A 22,642-nucleotide genomic window follows, 5' to 3' on the forward strand; every position below is an offset into this window, starting at 1 on the left:
CCGGAGGTGTTTACTGGATGATGCGTGCGCGCAGCACCATCACCAGTTCGCGCGTGCCGCCCAGCTGCGACGACGAACGGAACAGCGCGCCCACGCCGGGCACATCGCCCAGGCCCGGGAGACCCTGGCGTCCGTTGGACGCCTCCTGATCGATCAGGCCGCCGAGCAGCACGACGTCGCCATCGCGCATGCTCAGCATGGTCGTGATGCTCTTGGTGCTCACGATCGGCAGCGTCAACCGGTTGCCGCCGCCCAATTCCACGAGCGTGAGGCTGTCGCGTTCCACCTGCGTCTGCGAAGGTCGCACGAAGAGTTCGATCTCGCCGCCGTCCTTCACCACGGCGCCCAGCCCCAGCACCACGCCGGAGAACACGGAGTCCGTCTTCACCTCCATGGTGATGGGCGTCACGGCGGTGGGTGCGCTGGCGGTCGAGCCGGCCGCGCTGGTAATTTCCTTGACGTAACGGAAGTTGGTGCCGACGCTCATGTAGGCGGGCATGCCGTTGTTCACCCGGATCGACGGGTTGGACAACACCTTGACATGGCCGTAGGTTTCGAGCGCGTTGATGGTGGCCGAGAACACCCGGTTCGAGAAGGTGATGCCGCCACCCGTGGCACCGGTGGTGCCCATCACCTGCGAAGGAATCGTGACCGATCGGCCCAGCAGGTTCGGCGTGGCGCCCACCGTGCCCATGGTCTGGCCGATGTTGACCGGCGCCGCACCCAGTGTGGACATGACCCTGTTGCCCAGCGATGTCCAGTTGATACCCAGTTGCGAGTTGTTGTTGAGCGTCACGTCAAGCAACTGCGCATCGATCTGCACCTGCCGGCCGCGGAAGGCGCGCCCCTGCTGCAGCACCCTCTCCACCATGCGGATCTTCGACGGCCTGGCCTTGATGTAAAGGCTTCCGCTGGAACGGTCCAGGGTGTAGCGGGCCGCCTCGGCAGCACTGGCGGAAGTCTTCTTGCCTTCCTCTTCGGCCAGCAGCACTTCGATGGTCTTGCCCAGCTGCGTCCACGCGTCGGCCTTGCCGTCGCCCATGCCTCCCGTCAGCGTGACGCTGTCGCGCAGGCCATTGGAACCTGCGTCGCCTCCGCCGCCGAGGGCATCGCCCCCCGTGTTGACGCCCAGCGCGCCGGTGACGGCCAGGGCGTCCACCGGAAAGATGCGTTCTTCCAGCGCCTTGACGCGCAACACGTTGTCGTCGCCCACCCGGCCATGGACATCGAAGGCCTGCAGGATATGCACCAGCGCCTGGCGACCGGTGACGTCCTTGAGGTAGAGGTTCACCGTCTTCTCGGTGGCCAGCACCTCGGGATCGATGGACAGGCCCATGCCGTATTCCATGGCAAGGATCCAGAGCAGCTGGCCGATGCGGGCGTCCTGCATGCTCATGCCGAACTTCCTGGAGACCAGCACACCCGCGCTCGGAATGCCCGGGTGATCGTTCTCAGGCGCCGCAGCCACCACGGGCGCCATGGACCGAATCTCCAGCTCGCGCGCCAGGGCGTCCTGAGTGGCGCGCAGCCGCTCGGAATCGCTGTCAAGCAGCTGGCCTGCGCGCGCCAGCGATTCGGCCTCGGCCGCCTTCTGCGCCGCGGACACTTCTGCCGGCTCCTGGAGATGGGCACACCCACCCAGCGCCAGCAGCGTGCCGATCAAGGCGATTTCACGTCTCATTCTGTTTCTCCAACATCGAATCCATCAGGGGCCGTGCCTCAAAAGTCGCTACCGCTCAGCGCACCAGCGTCGACTGGAGCCAGCCGAGGAACTCCACCCGCCCCACCGCCAGCACGCCCATCTGCCCGTCTGCGCTTTCGCGAAAGCAAAGAGCGGGCACTGCGGCGTTGGGTGGCGTCCACATCAGCGCGTAGGCGGGGCGGAAAGCCGGTGTGTCGCAGGCCGTGAAGTACCCCGCGCCATCGATGCCTGCGACCAGGGGATCGGAGGCGCCGTCGGCCAGGCTGGCGTCTCGCGCGCGTGTGACAAACGGCGACGCAGGGTCTGCGCTGAACAGCGCGCCCGACACGCCGTATCGCAGATCGCGGCTCTGCGCGAACTGCGGGCGGTCCATCCCGAGGCTGAAGAAGGGCACGCCGCCCGTGGTGGCACCGCAGACCCCATCCCTTTGGTCCTCCACCCCGTCGCGCGTCGTGTCCGGACAAGGCAGTCGCTGCTGTCGAACGGCAAACGTGCGGACCGCGGCGTCGACCGCATGCAGCACGTGGTCGGCGTCCTGGTTGATCTGGCGCTGGCGCAGCGTTGACTGGAGTTCAAAGGTGGCCACCGTGAGGACCCCCACCACGAGCAGCACGAGTCCCACTTCCAGCAGCACCGCACCCGACTGCCGTCGCGTGGAGGAAAGGGTGTGAAGGGATCGGCACAGCGGCATCACGGCCTCGCTGCAGGGGCGGACTGCGTGGTCTGGAAATCCATGCGGAGCTGCTTCTGCAGCGCCTGCACCTCGGCCACCTTGCGGCCGATCTCGGCCTGTTTGGCCGCGCTGTTGTCGCCACGCTGAAGCACCTGGAGTTCCTCGGCGGCCTTCTGCATTTGCGCTGCCACCCGCAGGTTTTCACGCAGCACGTCCAGCCGGATGCCTTGCAGGACGCTGGAGCCGTTGGCCTTCTCGAGATCACTCAGTGCGCGCTCGGCCTCCAGCGGATCGATGGCCGCCCCTTTGGCCTGCAGCGTCTGCAGCTTCTGGACGGCGGCCTGCATGCGCAGGCTTCGGTCCGCCTGTGCCTGGCTGGTGGCGGCGCCGGTGGGCGGCACGGCGCCCGGTACCGTGGCTTCGTCGCTTCCATTCATCCACGCCGGCAGCGCATTCGCTCCACCGGCTCGGGTCGCGCAGGCGCCGTCACCCTATCCGGGGATCCCAAGGCCTCTGCCCCCACGGGTGCTCGCGGCGCAACGGCCGCGGCGTCCATGCCCATCGGCGCGCCCTCGCGCGAAGTGAGCCAGCCGCCTTTGAACACCACGTAAGCCAGGACCAGGAACATCACGACAAACACTGAGCCCACCACCATCTTCAGGTTCTTCATCCAAATCTCCTACCAGGCAAAAGGTTCTGCAGGCAGGCCAATGCCCCGCCCGATGTCCACCTTGCGGGCGCGCCCTTCCGGCGACACCAGCTCCACCGACTGCAAGTTCAGGGCGCGGATTTCCTCACCGGTGCCGATGCGGGCACCGACGCGGTAGCGCTTGTCGCCCAACACGAGGTAACGGCGCTTGCCCGAACTCACCACCACCGCACCCTTGAGGGACGGGTCCGCGGCGTCGCTGGCCGCTGCGTCCGCCGCGAGTGCGGCGGCTTCCGGCGAGGGCGCGATGATGTGGGTGCTGTTGTCCGAGGGCCCTGTCACGCTGCCCCGAAGCCACGGCGATGCCTTGATGGATTCGAGATCCTTGAGAGCCTGCGCGACAGCGTCCTGCCCCGCGGGCGCCGCTGCCGGAGCGGGGGCCGGGCCGGCGTAGATGACCGGGCGCTGGTAGATGACCCAGGTGCTGAAGAGGCCGGGAAGCACCAGCATCGCCCAGCCCACCAACGGTTTCCAGCGAGGTTTCAGCAAGGGTTTCATGGCCCACCTTCCTGCCGGGCCTCGATCCGGGTCAACCGGTAGGCAAACAGGCGGGTCGAGCTGTCCTGGCCGCTCACGCCGGTGCGGATGTCCACCGGTTCGGCGCGGTAGCCGTGATCGTTGAGCGTCTTGACCAGCGTCGATAGAGAGCGCGTGTCCCGATCCGAATTGATCAGGTTCTCGGGCAGGGTGCCGTCGACCACGATGGCTGGCTCGCTGGCGCGGGTGGTCGTTTCTCCCGCCCCAGAGCCCGAGCGCTGGGTGCCCACGGAAAGAATCCGGATGCCACCCTGCGCGCCCTGTCGCAAGGCATCCAGCAGGCGCACGGGGTCGTGGTCGCCCTGGATCTTCTTCAACAAAGTCAGGACTTCCACCTGTCGCTTCACGCCGGGCGCGTCCAGCCTCGTGTCCCGCCGGATCACAGCGATGTTCTTGCGGATGTCCGCTTCCTGGGCTTGCAGGCGCTGCGCCTGCTGCCGCAGCACATCAGCTTGCACCATCCAGCCGTACGCCAGGTAGGCCAGCACGGTCGAGAGGGCAAGCGCCGCCAGGGCGCCAAACGGCAGGTATTCACGCGCCAGCACATGCCAGAGGTCGTTGCCTTCGTTCACCAGGTCCTTCGACTGCGCCTGGCGGACCATGGATTTCAGGCCCGTGTGCAGCACGGCAGCCGAACCATCGCTCGCTCGCAGCGCTTCGCTCTCCACCTTGACCGACACGCCCTGCGCCGCCTGCGAAAAGGCTGCCGTGACCACGTCCAGCTCCGAGCGCGGCCCTTCGAACGCCACCGGCAGCCACACCACATTGAAGTCGGTGCATCCCTTGGCCGCCATTTCTTCGCGGGCCTGCAGGCCCAGCATGGACGCCACGCCCTCAAGATCGGCCAGGGTGTGGTCCACCGCCACCGCTTGCAGGTGCACGAGCTGGCCTTCGTGCCGGGCGAAGAAATGGAAGTGGCGGTCCGCCTGGAGCACGACCGCGCGACCCGGCTGCACGAACTTGTACGCCAGCACCGCCATGAGCGACACACGGCAGATGTGGGCCTGTGCCGCCGCCCACGACAGCATCTGCTGCCATTCGTCCAGCGCCACTGTGACGTACAGCACCTGGTAGCTGCGGCCGGTGCGCTGCAGTTGCAGGATGAGAATCTTCACGTCGGACGAGATCTCGCCCTGCGAACGCAACCGGCGCTCCAGCAGCGTGACCGCATGCCGGGGATCCCCCTCGAACGACGCCATGCCAACACTCACCTGCTCGGGATGCCACACCAGGTTGCTGGCCCGCTGCAGGGCCGGGTAGTGGCCGAGCGCCCGGTACTGACTGCCACCGTGTTCGGTCGCCAGCCAGCGGGGGCCCATCACGAGAATCGTCATGACCCACTCCCGGTGGTGCGGAACAACAGGCTGCCCCGCACCGAGACCTGCACCTGCGACTCCGGGTCCTTGACGTCGGAGAACAGGCTTTCACTGCGCCGCGTGACGGAGATCTCGAAACTTTCGGCGCCGAACAGCCGGTTCGGCGAACTGACCATCTCGGACAACAAGGCGTTGGCCGAGGCCCGGGTCATCGTGGCCTGCCTCACGTTGAAGCGCCGCTCGGCCCAGGCCGAGTGCTCCAGCCCTTGCTCGGCGGCGTGCCGCATGAGCCCGTTGGCCAGCTGCGCGCGCTTTGCTTCGTCAATGGCGTTCGCCTCTTCCTGCCTGGCTTCGGCCAACAGTTGCTGCGTGGAGGCCAGCGCCTGCCTGGAAGCGGTGAGGTTCTGGTCGCTCCAGTAGAAGAAGGCGACCGCGGCCACCAGCAGCAGCAAGGCCCCCACCACCCACGACCAGCGCGGTTTGCGCCCCAGAGATCGGCGCGTTACCGCGAGGCGGGCCTCGCTGGGGTCGATGTGGGCGTTCATGGGGCGCTCCACTACTGGTTCATCTTGTAGTGGGCGGTGACGTTGGCCACTTGGTCGTCACGAGTCCCCGCGCCGCCGGCAGCATTCTGCGTGTTGTTTCCTGTCCAGAACGCGCCAGCCGCCCCAGGCAAGGCGCCCTCTTGTCGAAAACTCCCTCCGTTGGCAGCCGCCTGGCCATCAATCGCAGCATCCAGTGACCTCGCCAAGTCGGGCGTCAGGCCAGATATCACCATCACATTACCTGCACCGGAAGCGGTACCCGGTGGATTCCACTGGAAGCAGACCTGGAGTTGCTGCGGAACACCATTGGTGTCCAGATAGACGTATCTGTCCTCAAGAGTCAGCCCCCGGCCATTGGGCAGTTCAATACCCATTTGCAAAAACAGGTTGCGCATGTTTAGGGCCGCGGCTCCCCGGCCGGGCGCAGGCCCCGCCGGACCAACCGAGGCCGCCGGAGGCGCTGCAGCTTCACACAAAACACCAGGTCCCGCGGCGCCCGCCGCAAACACACCGCCCGGCGGTACAACAAAACCAAGCCCATTCACCATCAATCGCGGCGCAGTTACGTCATCCCCCGGCGGCACCCCCGTCCGCTGCACAAACGAGTTGTAAGCCACCGCCCACTGGTTCACGAACGTCTGGCGAATCCGCAGGTATTCCGCGTTGCGTTGCGCATCGCGGCCGATCATGACAGCGCCGAGGATGACGCCGATGATGACCAGGACCACCGCCATTTCCACCAGCGTGAAACCGCCCTGGCGGGCCGGGAAGGGGCTGGTGGCGCCGCGTCCCTGTGGCTTGAAACTGGATTGACCCGACCTGTCCATGTTGACTCCTGGCATGAAGTGGAAAGAAAGAAGTGCCGGTTGATCTGCAGCATTCTTTCCATCGGCCTCAAGCCCGGAGAACGACTTGACGAGTTGCATCGCCGTCGGCACCGTCCACCTGTTTGGCAGCCTGAACTTCAGTCAGACCCCCTGACCATCGGCCCGCATCGCGGGCCACGTCGGAGGAAACAGGGGAGGGTTTCGCGAATGCCGGCCGCGCAAGGGGCCGGGTGCGTTGAATTTCTGGTGCGGCTGGCGGGGATCGAACCCACGACCCTCGGCTTCGGAGGCCGATACTCTATCCACTGAGCTACAGCCGCATCGAGACGGGCATTCTATCAGGCGGGGTCATGCGGAAGGCGGGGGTTCAGGCCCCTTGGCTATAATCATGGGTTGCTTTAACGCCCCACGACACAGCCCGCCCCGGCACCGACTCGCCACCCCCTGAGGACACCATGAGCGACCACGCGCACGAACATCACACCGGCCCGATCAAGACGCCCGCCCAACTGCTGTGGACGTCCTTTTTTGCGTTTGTCGCTCCTGTCTTCATCATCATCGGCCTGGTGTACTACGTGACCTCGGGCGACAAGCCTGCGGCTGGCGCGGTGGACCAGGAGCTGGCCACGGCGCAACGCATCCAGCGCGTGGGCACGGTGGAGCTCCGCGACGCCAACCGTCCGCTGCAGTCGGGCGAGGCCGTGTACGCGGCGCAATGCGTGGCCTGCCACGGTGCGGGTCTGGCGGGCGCGCCCAAGTTCGGTGATGCCGGCGCCTGGGCCGCGCGCATTGCCACCGGCTACGAAGCCCTGCTGAATTCCGCGCTCAAGGGCAAGGGTGCGATGGGCGCGCAAGCGGGTGGTGCCTTCACCGACGTCGAGATCGGTCGCGCGGTGGTGCACCTGGCCAATTCCGCCGGTGGCAAGTTTGCCGAGCCGCAGGCGCCGGCTGCCGCAGCCCCGGTGGCAGAAGCAGCACCCGCCACCCCGGCGGCCGCAGCGCCTGCGCCTGTTGCCGTGGCCGCTGCGCCAGCCGCCGCAGCGGCACCTGCGGCAGCCGCAGCCCCCGGCGCCACGGTGGCGGCTGGCGCGGGCGAAGCGCTCTACAAGCAATCCTGCACGGTCTGCCACGCAGCGGGCGTGGCCGGCGCGCCGAAGTCTGGCGACAAGGCCGCCTGGGCACCGCGCATTGCACAGGGCATCGACGCCCTGACGGCGAGCGTGATCAAGGGCAAGGGCGCGATGCCGCCAAAGGGCGGATCTGCCGCTTCGGATGCGGAGATTCGCGCCGCGGTGCAATACATGGTGGACGCGGCCAAGTAGGATTTGCACCCACCCATGAAAAAGCCGGTCGATGACCGGCTTTTTTACGTCTGCGCCTGCGCTGCCTGGGGACTGAGCAGGTAGTTGAATCGGGCAGGCAGATCGTCAGCCCGTACCGCGTGCGGCGACCAGGTTCCCGCATCGACGGCTTCGGCGGCCAGGGCCATGTCGGCGCTGTGCACCAGGCCGACCCCCCGGTCGGTGACCAGGTAGAGATGTCCGTGTTCGTCGAGCAGGCTGTCCTTCACCTCGGCGGCCAGGCCGGTGTGACTGTGCACGCGCCCGTCCGGCTGCAGCCGCCAGATCCAGGGCGTGATGTCCAGCTCCACATACACGCGTTGCGGGCCGTTCTGGAAATACCACTGGCCGCGCTCGTCGGCGGCGTAATTGCGGTGGATGAAGTCAATGAGCTTTTCGTGCTGCAGCAGCGAGCCGCGTGCTTCCTGGAATTTGCCGGCCGCCTGGACGCGATCGTCGCGCATGTACCACTGGCCGCGTGCATCCAGGCCGAGCCAGCCGAAGCAATGCGGTACGTTGGGCCATTTGGCCATGGCGGCCTTGACGATGTCGTCCATGGGTGGGTGCGATCAGACGTGGGAGAGCAGCCAGTTTCCCACGGCCTCGGGCATCGCACGCACATGGCCCGGCAGGCCGAAGGGTCCGGAAGCCACGGGGAAGCCGACATGGCCACCCTGCCCCGGCTGCCACAGTGTCACGTGCGACCCAGCCTCCTGCGCGGTGGGCAGTGAAGCGGCCGGCACGAAGGGATCGTTGCGGGCATTCAGCGCCAGCGCAGGCACGCGGATGCGGTGCAGCACAGGCTTGGCCGATGCGCGACTCCAGTAATCATCCGTGCCCTGAAAGCCGTGCAGCGGCGCGGTGAAGAGGTTGTCGAATTCGTACAGATCGCGCGCGGCCAGCAGCGAGGCGCGGTCGAACAGGCCGGGGTGCTGCTCCAGCTTCTTCAAGGCCTTGGGCACCATGGAGCGAAGAAACATGCGGGTGTAAATCAGGCGATTGAACCCGCGCCCGATGGCGTGGCCCCCGGCGGCCAGATCCAGCGGTGAGCACACGGCGGCCACTGCACGAACGCGTTGCGACGCGGCGGCACCCATTTCACCGGCCCAGCGGAGCAAGGCGTTGCCGCCCAGCGAGACGCCCACCGCCAGCAAAGGACGCTGCGGGTGGGCCTGTGCAAACTGCTGGAGGATCCAGTCGACTTCGGCGAAGTCGCCCGAGTGGTAGGCGCGGGGTGCGTGGTTGAGTTCACCCGAACAGCCCCGAAAGTGTGGCACGGCAAAGGCAATACCGTGGGCGGCGGCGAAGTCTGCAAAGGCCACCGCGTACTGGCTCGCCGATGAGCCCTCCAGACCATGGAAGAGCACCAGCAGCGGCGCGTCTACCGGGGACGCGTGCGAGGCTCGGTCGACGTCGATGAAGTCGCCATCGGGCGTGGCCCAGCGCTCACGTTGCCAGCGCGGCGCCACGCCGGAATGCCGGCGACTGGCCACGGCGGCCCAGATGGTCTGTGCATTGCCGCCGGGCAGCCACCACGGCGCGCGGTAGGCGAAGCCGTTCGAATTCAATGCAGCACCGGCTTGGCGGTCAGCACCTCGGGTGGCTCGGTGCGCGTGCCCGGGCTGGCGTGGTGCGCCACCAGGCGCCAGCCCTGCGCGGTCTTGGCGTACACGTTGGTGGCCACCACCCAGGCTTGTTGCGGTCCATCGTCGGTCATCACCTGCACACGCTCCACCACGCTGTGCACGCTGCAGGAACCGGCGTCGAGCCGTCGGACTTTCTCCGGCACTGCCTGCACGCTGCCATTGGAGAACAGCGCCTCGAACGCGGCCCGCACGGCCGCGTGTCCCACCAGGCGCGGGCCACCCGGGTGCACGCACACAATGTCCTCGTCGTCCGCCCAGCAAGCCATGAGGCGATCGAGGTCGGCGTGTTGCAGCGCTTCGTAGAAAGCGTGTTCGGTGTCGTCGGGGTTGCCGGGAGGCAGTTTGGTCTTGGGCATGGGCCGGGTGTGCGTCGATCTTCAGGACAGGCGATTGTCGCCGGGCTCACTCTGGCGCTGCAGCCAGCGGCTCAGCACCGGTTCAGGCTCGAGCGCAGACGCTGCGGCCCAGACGAGCTCAGGCGCTGCCACGTGGATGCCGGGCGGCGCCAGTTCGAGCGCACACGCAGCGACCTTTGCCACGCCTTCCGCGCGCACCGGCTTCTGGTTGGACGGCACCAGGTAGTGCAGCACGCCCAGCATGCCCGCGGCGAGGCGGGGCAGGAAGCCGCCGGCTGCGCCCACCCGCGGGCCGGGCTGGGCCGAGCGCAGCAGCAGCACGGTGTCGAAACCCATGGCCGCCACGGCCTGCTCGTCCAGCGTGGCCAGCCCTCGCTTGATGGCCTCGGGCAGGCGTCCCTGCTGGTGAGGCAGCACGACGACCAGACGGCGCACGCCACAGCGGCGCATCCAGGCTGCGATGGGCCGCAGCTCCGCAGGCTCCACCGCCAGCATCGCTTTCTCGCGACCGTGAAAGAGACGGGGCGGATCCATCAGGATCCAGCCGTCGTCGGCCGGTTGGATCGGCCAGTGTTCGGCGTCCTGTCCCTTCACGTGCAGGTCTTTCACGCGCTGCAGACTCATCACCATCGGCTCGCGGACCAGCACGCTCAGCAACCGCACGGCGTTGCTCGACGCCAGGCGTGTGACCATCGCCTCGCCCAGGGCACCCGTGGCACCGGCCAGCAGCACGTGAGGGCCACGCACCCGTGGCGAACCCACGGATCGGTTCGCGGCTTGCAGGACATCGCTGGGTTCGAGGCGCATGCCAAAATGCTACCGGATACCGCCTGCACCTGAACGAACGGAGGACCCGATGACACGACGCCACCTTGCCGCCTTGCTGCTGCTGTGCGCCAGCCTGCTGACCGGCTGCGGTTACAACGACTTCCAGCGGCTGGACGAGCAGAGCCGATCGGCCTGGTCCGAGGTCCTCAACCAGTATCAGCGCCGTGCGGACCTCATTCCCAACATCGTGGCCACCGTCAAGGGCGAGGCCAACTTCGAACAGGAAACGCTCACCCGCGTGATCGAGGCGCGTTCGAAAGCCACATCGATCCAGATGACGCCGGAGATGTTGAACAACCCGGCCGCGATGCAGCAATTCCAGGCTGCGCAAGGCGAGCTGGGCAGCGCGCTCAGCCGGCTGATGGTCGTGGTGGAGCAGTACCCCAACCTGAAGGCCAACCAGGGCTTCAGCGATCTGCGCGTGCAACTTGAGGGCACCGAGAACCGCATCACCGTGGCGCGCAACCGCTACATCCAGACCGTGCAGGAGTACAACGTGCTTGCGCGCAGCTTCCCCACCAACCTCACTGCCATGGTGTTCGGCTACGAGCCCAAGGCCAATTTCACGGTAGCCAACGAGGCGGCCATCTCGGCACCGCCCACGGTCGACTTCGAGAAGAAATGACCGCTTGCCTGGGGTGGCGGGGCTGGCTGCTCTGCCTGCTCGTCGCCTGGTTCGCACCTTGGCTCGCCCACGCACAGGGCCTGCAACCGGTGCCTGCGCTGACCGCTCGCGTGATCGACCAGACCGGTACGCTCGACGCGGCCACGCTCGCCACCATCGAAGCGCGGTTGACGGCCTTCGAGCAGTCCAAAGGTTCGCAGGTGGTGGTGGTGATGGTGGCCACGACCGCCCCCGAGGACATTGCTGACTACACGCAGCGGCTGGGCGATGCCTGGAAGATCGGGCGCCGCGACGTCGGCGACGGCGTGCTCTTCGTCATTGCCAAGGACGACCGCCGCCTTCGCATTGCCCCCGCCAAGACGCTCGAGGGCGCGATTCCCGATCTTCTGGCAAGGCGCATCCTCGACCAGGCCGTCACGCCCGCCTTCCGGCAGGGCGACTACGCCGGCGGCATCCAGGCGGGGGTGGACCAGATCCTTGCGCGCATCAGTGGTGAAGACTTGCCCTTGCCAGGGGATGCGGGCAACGCCCGCAACGGTGGCCCGGGTTTCCAGTGGATGGACCTGGTGATCTTCATGGTGTTCGCGGTGCCCTTCATCTCGCTGGCCCTGCGCAGCATGTTCGGCAACAAGCTGGGCACCTTGCTCACGGGGCTGGGCGCCGGGGGCCTGGCGTGGGCACTCACCGCTGTGCTCTGGATCGCCATGGGTGCAGGACTCATCGGCCTGCTGGCGGCGCTCTTCATGCAGTTCATGCCCGCAGCGTCGGGTGGGGGCCGCGGCGGGAGGGGCGGTGGCCACTGGGGTTCACCGGGTGGTGGCTGGAGCGGCGGAGGGGGACGCAGCGGCGGCTTCGGCGGTGGCGGTGGTTTCAGTTCCGGTGGCGGCGGCAACTTCGGAGGCGGTGGTGCTTCCGGCGGATGGTGAACGGCATGGTGAATCTGCTTCGCGTTTTCAAGCACCGCTGGATGGACCGCTCCGACACCGTGCGCGCCGTACCGGACGACATGGCCGACCGCCTGGCACGCCGCGTGGCGGCCAGCGAGGTGCGGCACAGCGGCGAGGTGCGACTGTGCGTGGAGGCGTCGTTGCCCACCAGCTACCTCTGGCGCGCGGGCACCCGCCAACCGCTGCAGGCCGTGGTGCGCGAACGGGCGCTGACGTGGTTCGGGCGACTTCGCATCTGGGACACCGAGCACAACAACGGCGTGCTCATCTACGTGCTGCTGGCCGAACATGCCATCGAGTTCGTGGCCGACAGGGGTTTGACCCGGCACGTGGACACAGCGGCATGGCAGGCCATCGTGGACCGCCTGGGCACCAGGCTGCGCGAAGGCGCTTTCGAAGATGGTCTGACCCAGGCACTGGAAGAGGTGTCGGCGCTGCTGGTGATGCACTTTCCGGTGGAAGAGAGTGCAGGCAGCCCCAACGAACTGCCCGACGCCATCGTTCGGTGCTGAGGGCTAGGAAGGCCGGGTGCGTTTGAACAGACCGGTTCGGTTGTTGTTCAACGCCACGTTCAGTTCCTGCTGCAGGGCACGATTCATCTGGGCAAAGGTCTTGAGTTTGCGTGTGGTCTCACGCAGGCGGTCGGCCATGCGTTTGGAGATGGCGAGCAGCAGACGCGAGCCCAGCCGCGGATCTTCCTTGAGCAGCCGCATGAGTGCGGTGCGCGAAAGCACCGCCACGGCAATGTCGGTGTTGGCGGTGCACGTCGCCGAACGCGGCGCGCCATCGAGCACGCCCATCTCGCCGATCAGGTGCCCAGGTCCCATGATGTTGACCACCATGCTCTCGTGCAGACCCGGCAGCTCGTTTTCCACCGCGATGTCGCCTTCGAGTACCAGCAGCATGTAGTCGGTCTGCTTGACCTCGCCTTCCTGGATGATGACGGTGCCGGCCTTGATCAGTTTGGGGCGCATGTAACCCACGATCTTGAGCGCATCGCCGAGCGTCAGGTCGGCCAGCGCAGAGGCGGTGACGAGCAAGCGCGCGGCCACCTCTTCGGGCGCCATGTCCGGGCTCTCAAAAATCGATGACATCGCACGCTCCCAACTTCATTGTGCTGTCCATGATATTCGGCCCGTTACATCCTGTGCCGCATTGACCAACAAAAAGACCGGCACTTGGCCGGTCCTTCAATTCGAGTGCGTGGGATCCGCTTACTTCTTCTGGCGGTATTTGCGCAGTGCAGCAATCTGCGCCGCCATCACCGCGAGTTCGGACGTGGCCTTGGCCAGGTCGATGTCGCTGTGCGCATTCTTCAAGGCTTCTTCTGCCTGCCTGCGAGCTTCAAGTGCCTTGGCTTCATCCAGGTCATGGCCACGGATGGCCGTGTCGGACAGCACGGTGATGTGGTGGGGTTGCACTTCAAGAATGCCACCGGCCACGAAGACGAACTCTTCACCGCCGTCGGCCTTTTCGATGCGAACGGCACCGGGCTTGATGCGGGTGATGAGCGGAATGTGGCCGGGCAGGATGCCCAGCTCACCGGCTTCGCCCGGCAGCGCCACGAACTTGGCCTCGCCGGAGAAGATCGACTCCTCGGCGCTGACCACATCGACGCGGATGGTGCTCATAGTGACTCCAATGGAAAAGTGGGGTGAAAGGCAAGCGAGGAGGCGGGACCGGTAGGGCCGCCTCTGGGCTCGGCTTTACGCCACCTTCTTCGCTTTCTCGAAGGCTTCGTCGATGGTGCCGACCATGTAGAAGGACTGTTCGGGCAGGTGATCGCACTCGCCGTTGGCAATCATCTTGAAGCCGCGGATGGTTTCGGACAGCGGCACGTACTTGCCCGGCGAACCGGTGAACACCTCGGCCACGTGGAACGGCTGCGACAGGAAGCGCTGGATCTTGCGGGCGCGGGCCACAGCCAGCTTGTCTTCCGGTGCCAGTTCGTCCATGCCCAGAATGGCAATGATGTCGCGCAGTTCCTTGTAGCGCTGCAGCGTGCCCTGAACGGCGCGGGCAGTTTCGTAGTGTTCCTGGCCCACGACCAGCGGGTCGAGCTGGCGGCTGGTGGAATCCAGTGGGTCCACGGCGGGGTAGATGCCCAGCGCTGCGATGTCGCGCGAGAGCACCACGGTGGAGTCCAGGTGGGCGAAGGTGGTGGCGGGAGACGGGTCGGTCAAGTCATCGGCGGGCACGTACACGGCCTGGATGGAAGTGATCGAGCCGACCTTGGTGGAGGTGATGCGCTCCTGCAGGCGACCCATTTCCTCGGCCAGCGTCGGCTGGTAGCCCACGGCGGAAGGCATCCGGCCCAGCAGGGCGGACACTTCGGTACCGGCCAGCGTGTAGCGGTAGATGTTGTCCACGAAGAACAGCACGTCACGGCCTTCGTCGCGGAACGACTCGGCAATGGTGAGGCCGGTCAGGGCCACGCGCAGACGGTTGCCCGGGGGCTCGTTCATCTGGCCGTACACCATGGCCACTTTCGATTCGCCCAGGTTCTCCAGGTTCACGACGCCGGAATCGGCCATCTCGTGATAGAAGTCGTTGCCTTCGCGGGTGCGCTCACCCACGCCAGCGAACACCGACAGACCCGAGTGGGCCTTGGCGATGTTGTTGATGAGTTCCATCATGTTCACGGTCTTGCCCACGCCGGCACCGCCGAACAGGCCCACCTTGCCGCCCTTGGCAAACGGGCACACCAGATCGATCACCTTGATGCCGGTTTCCAGCAGCTCCTGCGAAGGGGACAGCTCGTCATAGGCAGGTGCCTTGCGGTGGATGGAGGCGGTCAGGGTCTGATCCACCGGGCCACGTTCGTCGATGGGCGTGCCGAGCACGTCCATGATGCGGCCCAGCGTGGCCTTGCCCACCGGCACCATGATGGGAGCGGCGGTGTTGGACACCACCATCCCGCGGCGCAGGCCGTCGGAGGAACCCAGGGCAATGGTGCGCACCACGCCGTCGCCCAGCTGCTGCTGGACTTCCAGCGTCAGTGCGGAGCCTTCCATTTTCAGGGCGTCATACACGCGCGGCATCTGGTTGCGCGGGAACTCCACGTCGACCACGGCGCCAATGCACTGAACGATCTTGCCTTGTACTTGAGACATGATGGATACCTTTTAAATTCTCGGGATTCTGTTGAACGGCTGCTTCAGACCGCTGCGGCGCCAGCGACGATTTCCGAAAGTTCTTTCGTGATCGCAGCCTGACGGGTCTTGTTGTAGACGAGCTTGAGTTCGCCAATGACGCTGCCAGCGTTGTCGGTGGCGGCCTTCATGGCCACCATGCGGGCGGACTGCTCCGAGGCCATGTTCTCGGCCACGGCCTGGTACACCTGGGCTTCCACGTAGCGCAGCAGCAGCTCGTCGATCACGGCGGCGGCATCCGGTTCGTAGATGTAGTCCCAGTCACGCCCACCGGCGTTGTCCTGCAAGGTGCCGGCGTTGAGCGGCAACAACTGCTCGATCACCGATTCCTGCTTCATCGTGTTGATGAACTTGGTGTAGCTGACGTAGACCGCATTCACCCGCCCTTCGGTGTACGCGTCCAGCAGCACCTTCACCGGGCCGATCAGCTTCTCCAGATGCGGCGTGTCGCCCAGACCGGTGACGCTGGACACGACCTTGGCACCGATGCGGTTCATGAAACCCAGGCCCTTGTTGCCAATGGCGACGACCTGAGCGTCCTGGCCCTTGGCCTGAAGCGCCTTGAGTTCGGTGGTGACAGCCCGCAGCACGTTGGTGTTGAGACCACCGCACAGACCCTTGTCGGTCGTCACGACGACAAAACCAGCGGTCTTGGCGTCGTTCGTCTGCATGAAGGGGTGCGTGTACTCCGGATTGGCCCGGCTCAGGTTGCCGGTGATCTGGCGCACTTTCTCCGCGTAAGGGCGGGCGGAACGCATGCGTTCCTGCGCCTTTCGCATCTTGGAGGCGGCGACCATCTCCATGGCTTTGGTGATCTTCTTGGTGTTCTCCACCGATTTGATCTTGCCGCGTATTTCCTTGCCTGCTGCCATTGGGGCTCCTTAGCTGATCAAGGGGGCGTTCAGTACGTGCCGGTCTTCTTGAAATCGGCAACGGCGGCGGCGAGTTGGGCTTCGGCTTCCTTGTCCTTGTCCAGCGCCTTGCCGGCTTCCATCTTCTGCAGCAGGGCGGCGTGCTTGTCCTTCAGGAAAGCATGCAGGCCGGCTTCAAACGACAGCACCTTCTTGACCTCGACGTCGTCCAGGTAACCCTTGTTCACGGCGAACAGTGAAGCGGCCATCAGGCTGATGGACAGCGGGCTGTACTGAGCCTGCTTGAGCAGTTCGGTGACGCGGGCGCCGCGGTCGAGCTGCTTTCGGGTGGCTTCATCGAGGTCGGAAGCGAACTGTGCGAACGCAGCCAGCTCGCGGTACTGGGCCAGGTCGGTACGGATACCGCCAGACTGCTTCTTGATCAGGTCGGTCTGTGCAGCGCCACCGACGCGCGACACCGAGATACCGGCGTTGATGGCGGGGCGGATGCCGGCGTTGAACAGGCTGGTTTCCAGGAAGATCTGGCCGTCGGTGATCGAGATCACGTTGGTGGGCACGAAAGCGGACACGTCGCCGGCCTGCGTTTCGATGATCGGCAGCGCGGTCAGCGAGCCGGTCTGGCCCTTGACTTCACCCTTGGTGAAGGCTTCGACGTAGTCGGCGTTCACGCGGGCTGCGCGCTCCAGCAGGCGGCTGTGCAGGTAGAAGACGTCGCCGGGATAGGCTTCGCGGCCTGGCGGGCGGCGCAGCAGCAGCGAAACCTGACGGTAGGCCACGGCCTGCTTGGACAGGTCGTCGTACACGATCAGGGCATCCTGCCCACGGTCGCGGAAATACTCGCCCATGGTGCAGCCGGAGTAGGCCGAGAGGTACTGCATGGCCGCCGACTCGGAAGCCGATGCGGCCACGACGATGGTGTACTCCATCGCGCCGGCCTGTTCGAGAGCCCGCACCACGTTCTTGATCGACGAAGCCTTCTGACCGATCGCCACGTAGACGCAGGTCATGTTCTGACCCTTCTGGTTGATGATCGCGTCGATCGCCACCGCGGTCTTGCCGGTCTGGCGGTCGCCGATGATCAGCTCGCGCTGGCCACGGCCCACGGGCACCATCGAGTCGATCGACTTCAGGCCGGTCTGCACCGGCTGGTCCACGGATTTGCGGGCGATCACGCCCGGTGCCACCTTCTCGATCACGTCGGTCAGCTTGGCATTGACCGGGCCCTTGCCGTCGATGGGTGCGCCCAGGGCGTTCACCACGCGGCCGATCAGCTCAGGGCCCACGGGCACTTCCAGAATACGGCCCGTGCACTTCACGGTCTCGCCTTCGGAAATGTGCTCGTACTCGCCCAGAATCACGGCGCCCACGGAGTCGCGCTCCAGGTTCAGCGCCAGACCAAAGGAAGGCACGCCGTCCTTGTTGGCGGGGAATTCCAGCATTTCGCCCTGCATCACGTCGGACAGGCCATGGACGCGGACGATGCCGTCGGTGACCGACACCACGGTGCCCTGGTTGCGCACATCGCTCGATGCGCCCAGTCCCTCGATACGGGACTTGATCAGTTCAGAGATTTCGGCGGGATTGAGTTGCATGACTCTTTCCTTCTTTCGTTAAAGGGTGTGCAGGCGGGCCCGGGATGACAGCTGTCAGGCCGTCAGGGCGACTTTCATTTGTTCCAGGCGGGCCTTGACCGAGGTGTCAAGCACCTCGTCGCCCACCACCACGCGGATGCCCCCGATGAGATCGGGCTGCAGTTCGACCTGCAGATTCAGCTTGCGACCAAAACGCTTCTCCAGCACGCCCGACAGATCGGCCAGCGCGGCGCTGTCCACCGGAAACGCGCTGTAGACGATTGCGTCGAAGGCACCCAGTTGCGCGTTCTTGAGCGCGCGGAACTGGTTGGCGACCTCGGGCAGGGCCGCAATGCGGCCGTTCTCGATCACGGTGCGAAGGAAGTTTTCTGCCTTCGCGGGCAGGCTCGTCTTCAGCACACCGGAAATCAGCGTGAACACCTGCTCCGGCGTGGTCCGGGGGCTGTCGGCGAACTGGCGCAACTGCTCGTTGGCCGCCACCGTGGCCAGCTCGTCGAGCCAGGCCGCGGTACCGGCTGCGTCAGGTCCTGCGGACTTGAACAGCGCTTCCGCATAGGGTCGTGCAATGGTGGCGATTTCGGCCATGGTTTACCTTTGATTGCCGGTTCGGAGGCGTCGGGCCTGGATCAAAGCTCGGTCTTCAGGCGACCGAGCAACTCGGCGTGTACGCCGGCATTGACTTCGCGCTTGAGGATCTGTTCGGCGCCCTTCACAGCCAGCGCTGCGACCTGCTCGCGCAGGGCTTCGCGGGCCTTGATGACCTGCTGCTCGGCTTCCTGGTGAGCGGCCGCCACAATCTTGGCGGCTTCCTCGGACGCACGAGCCTTGGCTTCCTCGATCACGGCCTGAGCACGGCGCTCTGCGTCCGCCAGACGGGTGGCCGACTCGTTGCGCGACTTGCTCAACTCTTCCTCGACCCGCTTGTTGGCCACGGCCAGTTCGGACTTGGCCTTCTCGGCAGAAGCCAGGCCTTCGGTGATCTTCAGCGCACGCTCATCCAGTGCCTTGGCGATCGGGGGCCACACGAACTTCATCGTGAACAGCACCAGGATCGCGAAAACGATGGCCTGCGCGAAGAGGGTTGCATTGATGTTCATCGCAACGCCTTTCTGTGTATGGACAAGAGGTGGGACGCACCTGCTGCGGCATCAGCGGGGAACCGGACGGCGAATCAAGTGGACGATTCGCCTGGCACCGCTGCGCGAGGCAGCAGACCGATCAAGCCAGCGTGAAGGGGTTGGCGAACGCGAACAGCAGCGCGATGGCCACGCCGATCAGGAAAGCGGCGTCGATCAGACCGGCCAGCAGGAACATCTTGGTCTGCAGGTCGTTCATCAGTTCGGGCTGACGCGCACCGGACTCAAGGAACTTGCCGCCCATCATGCCGATGCCGACAGAGGCGCCCAGGGCACCCAGACCGACGATAAGACCGCAAGCCAGTGCGACGAGACCCAGAACGTTTTCCATGATGACTCCTTAGAAAGAAACGGAAGTTGAGAGAGGGAAAAGAAACGAAAGAAACCGGGTGCGCCTGCTCAGCGCACGTCAGTGAGCGTCATGCGCCTGCCCGAAGTAAATCAGGGCCAGCATCATGAAGATGAACGCTTGCAGCGTGATGATCAGGATGTGGAAGATGGCCCAGATCGAGCCGGCAATGATGTGACCGATGAAGAAGAGGCCGCCGCCCAGCGACAGCGCGGCAAAGCCACCCAGCAGGGCGATGAGCATGAACACGAGTTCGCCGGCAAACATGTTGCCGAACAGCCGCATGCCGTGGGACACGGTCTTGGCGACGAATTCGATCATCTGCATGGCGAAGTTCACCACGCCCAACAGCAGCGCGAAGATGGGATTCTTGCTGGTGCCGAAGGGTGCGCTCACCAGTTCGTGCGCCCAGCCGCCCAGGCCCTTGATCTTGACGTTGTAGTACAGGCAGAGCAGGAAGACAGAGATGGACAGACCCAGCGTGGTGGACAGATCGGCAGTGGGCACCACGCGCAGGTAGTCGGGATAACCCATGGCGGGACCGGCCACATGCCAGATGGCCGGCAGCAAGTCCACCGGCAGCAGGTCCATGAAGTTCAGCATGAAGATCCAGCAGAACACGGTGAGCGCCAGCGGGGCGATCAGCTTGCGGCTGTTGGCGTTGTGGATGACCGACTTGGCCTGGTTGTCGACCATTTCGACCAGGATTTCGACGGCGGCCTGGAAGCGGCCCGGCGTGCCGGAAGTGGCTTTGCGCGCAGCCAGCCAGAGCACAAAACAGACCAGGGCACCCATAAGGATGTTGACCACCATCGAGTCGATGTTGATCACGGAGAAGTCGACGATCGACTCCTGCTTCTTGTTCGTCAGGTGAACGAGGTGGTGGCGGATGTATTCACCCGGGGTGAGCGCTTGTCCTTCAGCAGCCATGTTCGTTCAGTTCCATCAACCGTTTCAGTTTGGACGACGGGCCTGGATCCAGAATCCAAACCAGTACACCTTGAGTACCACCACCAGGCCCGCCACCAGGGCCAGCCAGTTGAGGTCGGGGACGATTCTGGGCGCTGACCACAACATGGCCACCGACAGCAGAAGCTTGACCCCCTCCCACAACACAAAACTCATGAACGCCGAAATGACATGCCCCGACGCTTTGCGGGACAGGGCACTCGACGTCACGCCCCAGGCCATCAGGGCCGTCGGGATCACCACCGATGCTGCGCCGTACAGAACAGAGTAAGCCAGTGACTCACTGCGGGTGAACAACCACGCCAGCGCGCCAGCGACCACCCCCACCAGCGTCTGAACCCCGACCACCCGCCAGGCCGACAGGCTCGGCTGGGAGGCTCGCCACCGCGACGCTTCGTCGTGGCTCAGTGGCTTGAATTCGGGATCCTTGTCTCCATCTTCCCAGTTGCCTGGGGCAGGCGCCTTCGACGTCACCGGGGGGATTGTCGACATGGCAAATGACGGATGGGTTACAGACGCGGGCGTTTAGGCACAGCCGTTGATTATACGTAGAAACCCCATGCGCACGTCAAGGCCGCCTGGCATCTTTCGCCCTGCGCGTTTCCCGCCGCCGATAATCCGCCCATGAACTTCCCCGACCCCGTGCAAAGCCCTTCGTTGCCCGCATCGCTCTGCTACCTGAACGGCGAATTCACGCCCCTGCGGGATGCCCGCATCAGCGTGCTGGACAGGGGCTTCATCTTTGGCGACGGCGTGTATGAAGTGCTGCCCGCCTACGGCGGCAGGGTCTTCCGCTTTGAACAGCACATGGCGCGTCTCGATCGTTCACTGGGCGAGCTTCGCATCCCCAATCCCTTGGGGCGAGACGAATGGCTGGCTGTGGCCCAGCGGCTGATCGAAGACCTGCGCACCACCACGTCCTCGATCAACCAGCTGATCTATATCCAGGTGACGCGCGGTGTGGCGGTGCGAGACCATGTCATGCCGCCCGGCCTGCGGCCCACGGTGCTCGTGACGGCCGGCGAGATGAAGCTGGCCACGCCTGCGCAGCGAGAACTCGGCGTGGCCTGCGTGAGTGCCGACGACTTTCGCTGGGAGAAAGCGCACATCAAATCCACCAGCCTGCTGGGCGCCGTGCTCGCGCGCCAGATCAGCGCCGATGCGGGTGCGGTGGAGACGGTGATGTACCGCGACGGCTTTCTCAGTGAGGCGGCCGCGAGCAACGTGTGGGTGGTGAAAGATGGCGTCGTCATGGGGCCGCCCAAAGACCACCTGGTGCTCGAAGGCATCCGCTTCGGCCTGATCGAGGACCTGTGTCGCGACCTGGGCATCCGCTTTGAACTGCGCCGCATTTCGCGGGCCGAGGTGCTCGCTGCGGACGAACTGCTGCTGTCCTCCGCCACCAAGGAGGTGCTTCCCATCACCACACTGGACGACCGACCCGTGGGCAACGGCCGGCCAGGTCCTGTGTATGCCCGCCTCTACGCTGCCTATCAGCAGGCGGTGGCTGCCCAGTCGGTCTGAAAGGTGCCTGCGCCATGGAGTTCCCGCCCGAGATTCCCCCGGAACAATCGCTGATCACCTACCCCAGCGACTTTCCCATCAAGGTGATGGGGGCCAACGTGGAGGGCTTTGCCGAGGCCATGGCGCACGTGGCGCGGGCTTTCGACGAGAACTTTGACCACCGGACCATCGAACAACGCCCGAGCAAGGCCGGCAACTACCTGGGCCTGACGCTCACCGTGCGCGTGACCAGCCGCGAACAACTCGATGAGCTCTATCGAACCCTGACCACGCACCCCATGGTCAAGATCGTGCTGTGAACATCCGCCCCCTCGGGCGGGCGGACTACGCGCCCACCTATGAAGCCATGCAGGCCTTCACCGCGGGTCGCAACGCCGACACGCCGGACGAACTCTGGGTCTGCGAGCACCCGCCGGTATTCACCCAGGGTCTGGCGGGTCGGCTGGATCACCTGCTGGCCCCGGGCGACATTCCCGTGGTGCAGACCAACCGTGGCGGTCAGGTGACCTACCACGGTCCGGGCCAGGTGGTGGTCTATCCTTTGGTGGATCTGCAGCGCGCGGGCTACTTCGTGAAGGAGTATGTCTACCGGGTCGAAGAAGCGGTCATCCGCACGCTCGCGCCTTTCAACGTCGTCGGTCACCGCGTGGCGGGTGCGCCGGGCATCTATGTGCGGCTGGACGACCCCGGCAGCCACGCGCTGCTGCCTCAGCGGCCGCAGCGCAAGGTGGACGGGCAGGTCAGGGGCGAGCCTGACTTCACTGGCCTGGGCAAGATCGCCGCGCTGGGCATCAAGGTCAGCCGCCATTGCACCTACCACGGCGCGGCACTGAATGTCGACATGGATCTGCAACCCTTCGAACGCATCAACCCCTGCGGCTACCAGGGCCTGCGCACGGTCGATCTTTCTACAATCGGGGTTGCGGCTTCCTGGGATGAAGTCGCGCAGGCCCTGAGCCAGAAGCTCGCTGCTCTCCTTGCCCCCTGACCCCAACCG

29 protein-coding genes and 1 tRNA gene are annotated in these 22,642 nt (G+C 65.4%); 7 read left to right on the plus strand and 23 right to left on the minus strand.

All coding sequences use genetic code 11. The features are described 5' to 3' along the window. Window positions 1-10: 10 nt before the first annotated feature. From mshL to ACTIEY_RS20230, 9 genes are all read right to left on the minus strand, one after another. Window positions 11-1,681, minus strand: a complete 1,671-nt coding sequence (gene mshL / locus ACTIEY_RS20190) for a pilus (MSHA type) biogenesis protein MshL (RefSeq protein WP_439520946.1) — start codon at window positions 1,679-1,681, stop codon at window positions 11-13. Window positions 1,682-1,736: 55 nt separating this feature from the next. Beyond that, complete coding sequence (locus tag ACTIEY_RS20195; protein ID WP_439520947.1) at window positions 1,737-2,393, minus strand: hypothetical protein; 657 nt, start codon at window positions 2,391-2,393, stop codon at window positions 1,737-1,739. Then, window positions 2,393-2,812: a hypothetical protein gene (locus ACTIEY_RS20200; RefSeq protein ID WP_439520948.1), complete on the minus strand. Its 420-nt coding sequence runs from the start codon at window positions 2,810-2,812 to the stop codon at window positions 2,393-2,395. Before ACTIEY_RS20200 ends, ACTIEY_RS20195 begins: the two co-directional genes overlap by 1 nt. Continuing rightward, a complete protein-coding gene (locus ACTIEY_RS20205; RefSeq protein WP_439520949.1) occupies window positions 2,809-3,045 on the minus strand; it encodes a hypothetical protein in 237 nt (78 codons plus the stop codon). Before ACTIEY_RS20205 ends, ACTIEY_RS20200 begins: the two co-directional genes overlap by 4 nt. Before the next feature lie 9 nt (window positions 3,046-3,054). Beyond that, a complete protein-coding gene (locus ACTIEY_RS20210) occupies window positions 3,055-3,582 on the minus strand; it encodes a hypothetical protein (RefSeq protein ID WP_439520950.1) in 528 nt (175 codons plus the stop codon). After that, a complete protein-coding gene (locus ACTIEY_RS20215; protein WP_439520951.1) occupies window positions 3,579-4,955 on the minus strand; it encodes a hypothetical protein in 1,377 nt (458 codons plus the stop codon). Before ACTIEY_RS20215 ends, ACTIEY_RS20210 begins: the two co-directional genes overlap by 4 nt. Continuing rightward, the gene (locus ACTIEY_RS20220) at window positions 4,952-5,482 is read right to left on the minus strand and encodes a hypothetical protein (RefSeq protein WP_439520952.1); all 531 of its coding nucleotides are present in this window, start codon (window positions 5,480-5,482) and stop codon (window positions 4,952-4,954) included. The genes ACTIEY_RS20215 and ACTIEY_RS20220 overlap by 4 nt, the downstream gene beginning before the upstream one ends. Window positions 5,483-5,493: 11 nt before the next feature. Next, entirely contained in the window at window positions 5,494-6,408 is a 915-nt protein-coding gene (locus ACTIEY_RS20225) for a type II secretion system protein (protein WP_439520953.1), read from the minus strand. A gap of 145 nt (window positions 6,409-6,553) precedes the next feature. Continuing rightward, a tRNA-Arg gene (locus tag ACTIEY_RS20230) sits at window positions 6,554-6,629 on the minus strand. 135 nt (window positions 6,630-6,764) lie between these two features. Here ACTIEY_RS20230 and ACTIEY_RS20235 point away from each other — a divergent pair. After that, window positions 6,765-7,631: a c-type cytochrome gene (locus tag ACTIEY_RS20235; protein WP_439520954.1), complete on the plus strand. Its 867-nt coding sequence runs from the start codon at window positions 6,765-6,767 to the stop codon at window positions 7,629-7,631. Window positions 7,632-7,675: 44 nt separating this feature from the next. Here ACTIEY_RS20235 and ACTIEY_RS20240 read toward each other — a convergent pair whose 3' ends face one another. Genes ACTIEY_RS20240 through ACTIEY_RS20255 form a run of 4 tightly spaced genes read right to left on the minus strand, consistent with a single transcriptional unit; the run spans window position 7,676 to window position 10,458 of the window. Continuing rightward, window positions 7,676-8,206 (minus strand): DUF2946 family protein, encoded by a 531-nt coding sequence (locus tag ACTIEY_RS20240; protein ID WP_439520955.1) that lies wholly within the window; start codon window positions 8,204-8,206, stop codon window positions 7,676-7,678. 12 nt (window positions 8,207-8,218) lie between these two features. Next, the gene (locus tag ACTIEY_RS20245; protein WP_439520956.1) at window positions 8,219-9,217 is read right to left on the minus strand and encodes a YheT family hydrolase; all 999 of its coding nucleotides are present in this window, start codon (window positions 9,215-9,217) and stop codon (window positions 8,219-8,221) included. Then, window positions 9,214-9,651, minus strand: a complete 438-nt coding sequence (locus tag ACTIEY_RS20250; protein WP_439520957.1) for a YybH family protein — start codon at window positions 9,649-9,651, stop codon at window positions 9,214-9,216. Before ACTIEY_RS20250 ends, ACTIEY_RS20245 begins: the two co-directional genes overlap by 4 nt. A 21-nt stretch (window positions 9,652-9,672) precedes the next feature. Next, entirely contained in the window at window positions 9,673-10,458 is a 786-nt protein-coding gene (locus tag ACTIEY_RS20255; RefSeq protein WP_439520958.1) for a hypothetical protein, read from the minus strand. A gap of 49 nt (window positions 10,459-10,507) precedes the next feature. Between ACTIEY_RS20255 and ACTIEY_RS20260 the strand changes: the two genes are divergently transcribed. From ACTIEY_RS20260 to ACTIEY_RS20270, 3 genes are read left to right on the plus strand one after another with little or no spacing between them, the layout of a single operon-like run. Continuing rightward, entirely contained in the window at window positions 10,508-11,104 is a 597-nt protein-coding gene (locus tag ACTIEY_RS20260; protein ID WP_439520959.1) for a LemA family protein, read from the plus strand. After that, window positions 11,101-12,030 (plus strand): TPM domain-containing protein, encoded by a 930-nt coding sequence (locus tag ACTIEY_RS20265; RefSeq protein ID WP_439520960.1) that lies wholly within the window; start codon window positions 11,101-11,103, stop codon window positions 12,028-12,030. Before ACTIEY_RS20260 ends, ACTIEY_RS20265 begins: the two co-directional genes overlap by 4 nt. A gap of 5 nt (window positions 12,031-12,035) precedes the next feature. After that, a complete protein-coding gene (locus ACTIEY_RS20270) occupies window positions 12,036-12,563 on the plus strand; it encodes a TPM domain-containing protein (protein WP_439520961.1) in 528 nt (175 codons plus the stop codon). Between the two features lie 3 nt (window positions 12,564-12,566). Here ACTIEY_RS20270 and ACTIEY_RS20275 read toward each other — a convergent pair whose 3' ends face one another. The 10 genes from ACTIEY_RS20275 to ACTIEY_RS20320 form a co-directional block, all read right to left on the minus strand. Beyond that, entirely contained in the window at window positions 12,567-13,145 is a 579-nt protein-coding gene (locus tag ACTIEY_RS20275; RefSeq protein ID WP_439520962.1) for a cyclic nucleotide-binding domain-containing protein, read from the minus strand. Window positions 13,146-13,265: 120 nt separating this feature from the next. After that, window positions 13,266-13,682 (minus strand): F0F1 ATP synthase subunit epsilon, encoded by a 417-nt coding sequence (locus ACTIEY_RS20280; RefSeq protein ID WP_439520963.1) that lies wholly within the window; start codon window positions 13,680-13,682, stop codon window positions 13,266-13,268. A 75-nt stretch (window positions 13,683-13,757) separates the two neighbouring features. Further along, window positions 13,758-15,164 (minus strand): F0F1 ATP synthase subunit beta, encoded by a 1,407-nt coding sequence (gene atpD / locus ACTIEY_RS20285; protein WP_439520964.1) that lies wholly within the window; start codon window positions 15,162-15,164, stop codon window positions 13,758-13,760. Between the two features lie 44 nt (window positions 15,165-15,208). Continuing rightward, window positions 15,209-16,075 (minus strand): F0F1 ATP synthase subunit gamma, encoded by an 867-nt coding sequence (gene atpG / locus ACTIEY_RS20290; protein ID WP_439520965.1) that lies wholly within the window; start codon window positions 16,073-16,075, stop codon window positions 15,209-15,211. Window positions 16,076-16,104: 29 nt separating this feature from the next. Next, entirely contained in the window at window positions 16,105-17,667 is a 1,563-nt protein-coding gene (gene atpA / locus ACTIEY_RS20295) for a F0F1 ATP synthase subunit alpha (RefSeq protein WP_439520966.1), read from the minus strand. Between the two features lie 54 nt (window positions 17,668-17,721). Continuing rightward, on the minus strand, window positions 17,722-18,252 hold the full coding sequence (locus ACTIEY_RS20300; protein WP_439520967.1) for a F0F1 ATP synthase subunit delta: 531 nt from the start codon (window positions 18,250-18,252) through the stop codon (window positions 17,722-17,724). 41 nt (window positions 18,253-18,293) lie between these two features. Next, complete coding sequence (locus ACTIEY_RS20305; RefSeq protein WP_439520968.1) at window positions 18,294-18,764, minus strand: F0F1 ATP synthase subunit B; 471 nt, start codon at window positions 18,762-18,764, stop codon at window positions 18,294-18,296. A 121-nt stretch (window positions 18,765-18,885) separates the two neighbouring features. Next, a complete protein-coding gene (gene atpE / locus ACTIEY_RS20310) occupies window positions 18,886-19,134 on the minus strand; it encodes a F0F1 ATP synthase subunit C (protein WP_077334647.1) in 249 nt (82 codons plus the stop codon). A 78-nt stretch (window positions 19,135-19,212) separates the two neighbouring features. Further along, window positions 19,213-20,082 (minus strand): F0F1 ATP synthase subunit A, encoded by an 870-nt coding sequence (gene atpB, locus ACTIEY_RS20315; RefSeq protein WP_439520969.1) that lies wholly within the window; start codon window positions 20,080-20,082, stop codon window positions 19,213-19,215. 24 nt (window positions 20,083-20,106) lie between these two features. Continuing rightward, on the minus strand, window positions 20,107-20,595 hold the full coding sequence (locus ACTIEY_RS20320) for an ATP synthase subunit I (RefSeq protein ID WP_439520970.1): 489 nt from the start codon (window positions 20,593-20,595) through the stop codon (window positions 20,107-20,109). 150 nt (window positions 20,596-20,745) lie between these two features. Between ACTIEY_RS20320 and ACTIEY_RS20325 the strand changes: the two genes are divergently transcribed. Genes ACTIEY_RS20325 through lipB form a run of 3 tightly spaced genes read left to right on the plus strand, consistent with a single transcriptional unit; the run spans window position 20,746 to window position 22,633 of the window. Beyond that, window positions 20,746-21,645 carry a D-amino acid aminotransferase gene (locus ACTIEY_RS20325; RefSeq protein WP_439520971.1) on the plus strand — a complete coding sequence of 300 codons (900 nt, stop codon included), beginning with the start codon at window positions 20,746-20,748 and terminating at the stop codon, window positions 21,643-21,645. Window positions 21,646-21,659: 14 nt separating this feature from the next. Further along, window positions 21,660-21,944, plus strand: coding sequence for a DUF493 family protein (locus ACTIEY_RS20330; protein ID WP_439520972.1), 285 nt, complete (start codon window positions 21,660-21,662; stop codon window positions 21,942-21,944). Further along, window positions 21,941-22,633 (plus strand): lipoyl(octanoyl) transferase LipB, encoded by a 693-nt coding sequence (lipB, locus tag ACTIEY_RS20335; RefSeq protein ID WP_439520973.1) that lies wholly within the window; start codon window positions 21,941-21,943, stop codon window positions 22,631-22,633. Before ACTIEY_RS20330 ends, lipB begins: the two co-directional genes overlap by 4 nt. The last annotated feature ends 9 nt before the right edge of the window (window positions 22,634-22,642 follow it).

This window comes from Hydrogenophaga sp., assembly GCF_051858985.1.
Classification (GTDB): domain Bacteria; phylum Pseudomonadota; class Gammaproteobacteria; order Burkholderiales; family Burkholderiaceae_C; genus Hydrogenophaga.

Bases quoted from the DNA above. Each gene is read 5' to 3' on its own strand.
- ACTIEY_RS20300 (WP_439520967.1), bottom strand. From the start codon at position 18,252: ATGGCCGAAATCGCCACCATTGCACGACCCTATGCGGAAGCGCTGTTC.
- ACTIEY_RS20260 (WP_439520959.1), top strand. From the start codon at position 10,508: ATGACACGACGCCACCTTGCCGCCTTGCTGCTGCTGTGCGCCAGCCTG.
- atpG (WP_439520965.1), bottom strand. From the start codon at position 16,075: ATGGCAGCAGGCAAGGAAATACGCGGCAAGATCAAATCGGTGGAGAAC.
- ACTIEY_RS20200 (WP_439520948.1), bottom strand. From the start codon at position 2,812: ATGAATGGAAGCGACGAAGCCACGGTACCGGGCGCCGTGCCGCCCACC.
- ACTIEY_RS20195 (WP_439520947.1), bottom strand. From the start codon at position 2,393: ATGCCGCTGTGCCGATCCCTTCACACCCTTTCCTCCACGCGACGGCAG.
- ACTIEY_RS20255 (WP_439520958.1), bottom strand. From the start codon at position 10,458: ATGCGCCTCGAACCCAGCGATGTCCTGCAAGCCGCGAACCGATCCGTG.
- ACTIEY_RS20265 (WP_439520960.1), top strand. From the start codon at position 11,101: ATGACCGCTTGCCTGGGGTGGCGGGGCTGGCTGCTCTGCCTGCTCGTC.
- ACTIEY_RS20225 (WP_439520953.1), bottom strand. From the start codon at position 6,408: ATGCAACTCGTCAAGTCGTTCTCCGGGCTTGAGGCCGATGGAAAGAAT.
- ACTIEY_RS20305 (WP_439520968.1), bottom strand. From the start codon at position 18,764: ATGAACATCAATGCAACCCTCTTCGCGCAGGCCATCGTTTTCGCGATC.
- ACTIEY_RS20215 (WP_439520951.1), bottom strand. From the start codon at position 4,955: ATGACGATTCTCGTGATGGGCCCCCGCTGGCTGGCGACCGAACACGGT.
- ACTIEY_RS20220 (WP_439520952.1), bottom strand. From the start codon at position 5,482: ATGAACGCCCACATCGACCCCAGCGAGGCCCGCCTCGCGGTAACGCGC.
- atpD (WP_439520964.1), bottom strand. From the start codon at position 15,164: ATGTCTCAAGTACAAGGCAAGATCGTTCAGTGCATTGGCGCCGTGGTC.
- atpA (WP_439520966.1), bottom strand. From the start codon at position 17,667: ATGCAACTCAATCCCGCCGAAATCTCTGAACTGATCAAGTCCCGTATC.
- atpE (WP_077334647.1), bottom strand. From the start codon at position 19,134: ATGGAAAACGTTCTGGGTCTCGTCGCACTGGCTTGCGGTCTTATCGTC.
- ACTIEY_RS20240 (WP_439520955.1), bottom strand. From the start codon at position 8,206: ATGGACGACATCGTCAAGGCCGCCATGGCCAAATGGCCCAACGTACCG.
- ACTIEY_RS20280 (WP_439520963.1), bottom strand. From the start codon at position 13,682: ATGAGCACCATCCGCGTCGATGTGGTCAGCGCCGAGGAGTCGATCTTC.
- ACTIEY_RS20325 (WP_439520971.1), top strand. From the start codon at position 20,746: ATGAACTTCCCCGACCCCGTGCAAAGCCCTTCGTTGCCCGCATCGCTC.
- atpB (WP_439520969.1), bottom strand. From the start codon at position 20,082: ATGGCTGCTGAAGGACAAGCGCTCACCCCGGGTGAATACATCCGCCAC.
- ACTIEY_RS20270 (WP_439520961.1), top strand. From the start codon at position 12,036: ATGGTGAATCTGCTTCGCGTTTTCAAGCACCGCTGGATGGACCGCTCC.
- ACTIEY_RS20275 (WP_439520962.1), bottom strand. From the start codon at position 13,145: ATGTCATCGATTTTTGAGAGCCCGGACATGGCGCCCGAAGAGGTGGCC.
- mshL (WP_439520946.1), bottom strand. From the start codon at position 1,681: ATGAGACGTGAAATCGCCTTGATCGGCACGCTGCTGGCGCTGGGTGGG.
- ACTIEY_RS20205 (WP_439520949.1), bottom strand. From the start codon at position 3,045: ATGAAGAACCTGAAGATGGTGGTGGGCTCAGTGTTTGTCGTGATGTTC.
- ACTIEY_RS20250 (WP_439520957.1), bottom strand. From the start codon at position 9,651: ATGCCCAAGACCAAACTGCCTCCCGGCAACCCCGACGACACCGAACAC.
- ACTIEY_RS20210 (WP_439520950.1), bottom strand. From the start codon at position 3,582: ATGAAACCCTTGCTGAAACCTCGCTGGAAACCGTTGGTGGGCTGGGCG.
- ACTIEY_RS20235 (WP_439520954.1), top strand. From the start codon at position 6,765: ATGAGCGACCACGCGCACGAACATCACACCGGCCCGATCAAGACGCCC.
- ACTIEY_RS20330 (WP_439520972.1), top strand. From the start codon at position 21,660: ATGGAGTTCCCGCCCGAGATTCCCCCGGAACAATCGCTGATCACCTAC.